We start from the raw sequence: 2,006 nt of genomic DNA on the forward strand, positions 1-2,006 counted from the left end.
GCGGGTGCGGGCGCAGGCGGGCAAGGCGGACGTCGTGGTGACCAACCACGCGATGCTGGCCGCCGGCTCGACGCTCATACATCTGATGCCTGCGCGGACCCCCTCTGACCAGCCATCAGTCCGCAGAGGGTGATCATGGCGGAGTCGGGGGGACGTCCTGACCGTTCACGGCGACAGACATCTGATGAAAGATCGGTCCGGGGGCTGGACTCGGGTGCCCGGAGCGGCTATACATCCGATCAATGAAGTCGAGCACGCACGGGCCGCACCCGTGCCGGGAACCTGGGCACAACCCCTGAATCGAGGAACTATGCAGCGCCGCAGAGTGCTCTCCGCCGTGGTCTGCCTCGCCATCGCCCTACCGCTGGCCGCGTGCGGCAGCGGCGGGACGTCGGGTGGCTCCGGTGGTGTCGGTCCGATCGGCATCGACTACCCGAGGTCGGACACCGACTTCTGGAACTCCTACATCACCTACGTGCCGACCTACGCGACCGAGCTGGGCATCAACCTGATGTCCCCGACGAACTCGCAGAACGACGTGTCGAAGCTGGTCGCGAACGCGCAGGCGCTGCAGGGCCAGGGCGCGAAGGCCATCGTCATGGCGCCCCAGGACACCGGTGCGGTCGCCTCGACCCTCGACCGGCTGGAGAAGGCGAAGATCCCGGTCGTCACCGTGGACACCCGGCCGGACAGGGGCAAGGCGTTCATGGTGGTGCGCGCGGACAACCGGGCGTACGGGGAGAAGGCGTGCCGGTTCCTGGGGGAGAAGCTGGGCGGCAAGGGCAAGGTGGTCGAGTTCCAGGGCTCGCTGTCCTCGGTCAACGGCCGCGACCGCTCCGAGGCGTTCGCCGGCTGCATGAAGTCCGAGTTCCCCGGCATCACGATCTTCGAGGAGCCGACCGACTGGGAGGGCGGCAAGGCTGCCTCGGCCCTCCAGACACGGCTCAACCAGCACCCGGACATCTCCGGCATCTACATGCAGGCGGGCGGTGCGTTCCTCGCGCCGACGCTCCAGGTGCTGCGCTCCGCGGGCAAGCTCGTGCCCGCCGGGCAGTCCGGGCACATCACCATCGTGTCCAACGACGGCATCCCGCAGGAGTTCGCCTCCATCCGCGCCGGCGAGATCGACGCGACCGTGTCGCAGCCCGCGGACCTGTACGCGAAGTGGGCCCTGTTCTACGCCAAGGCGGCGGTCGAGGGGAAGTCGTTCGCGGCCGGCAAGACCGACCACGACAGCACGATCGTCGACGTCGGCAACGGCCAGCTGGAGGACCAGCTCGCCGCCCCGCTGGTGACCAAGGACAACGTCGACGACAAGAGCCTGTGGGGCAACCAGAAGGCCGGCTCATGACAGCGGTGCCCACCCCGCCCCCGGCCGTCGAGGCCGTCGGGATCGACAAGCGCTTCGGCAGCACGGTGGCGCTCGACGACGTCGGCATCAGGGTCGAGTCGGGGGAGGTGCACGCCCTGGTCGGCCGCAACGGCGCCGGCAAGTCGACGCTGGTGTCGATCCTGACCGGGATGCGGACCGCCGACCGCGGCAGCGTCGCGTTCTCCGGGGAGCCCGCGCCGCCCGCGCAGGACCGGGCGGCGTGGCGGCGCCTGGTCGCGTGCGTGTACCAGCGGTCCACCGCGGTGCCGCACCTGACCGTGGCGGAGAACCTGTTCCTCAACCGCCAGTCCGAGGGCGCGGCGCCGATCCGCTGGTCGGCGCTGCGCGCCCGCGCCGGGAACCTGCTGGAGCAGTACGGCGTGGCCGTGCGGCCGGACGCGGCGGTGGCCGACCTGACCGTCGAGCAGCGCCAACTGGTCGAGATCGCACGGGCCCTCTCGGGCGGTGCGCGGTTCATCATCCTCGACGAGCCGACCGCCCAGCTCGACGCGCCGGCGATCGAGCGGCTGTTCGACCGGATGAGGGCGTTGCAGGACGACGGGGTGACGTTCCTGTTCATCTCGCACCACCTGCTCGAGGAGTACGAGGGCTGCCAGAGCGTCACGGTCTACCG

2 protein-coding genes are annotated in these 2,006 nt (G+C 70.2%); both read left to right on the forward strand.

All coding sequences use genetic code 11. The annotated features are described in order from the left end of the window. Positions 1–310: 310 nt before the first annotated feature. Positions 311–1,351, forward strand: coding sequence for a sugar ABC transporter substrate-binding protein (locus AB0G02_RS37160; RefSeq protein WP_360804280.1), 1,041 nt, complete (start codon positions 311–313; stop codon positions 1,349–1,351). Further along, on the forward strand, positions 1,348–2,006 hold a 659-nt coding region (locus AB0G02_RS37165), incomplete at its 3' end, for an ATP-binding cassette domain-containing protein (protein ID WP_360804283.1). The genes AB0G02_RS37160 and AB0G02_RS37165, both read left to right, overlap by 4 nt.

Source organism: Actinosynnema sp. NPDC023658, assembly GCF_040639995.1.
In the GTDB taxonomy this organism is placed as follows: domain Bacteria; phylum Actinomycetota; class Actinomycetes; order Mycobacteriales; family Pseudonocardiaceae; genus Actinosynnema.

Coding starts and splice junctions, on each gene's coding strand:
- AB0G02_RS37160 (WP_360804280.1), top strand. CDS start 311: ATGCAGCGCCGCAGAGTGCTCTCCGCCGTGGTCTGCCTCGCCATCGCC.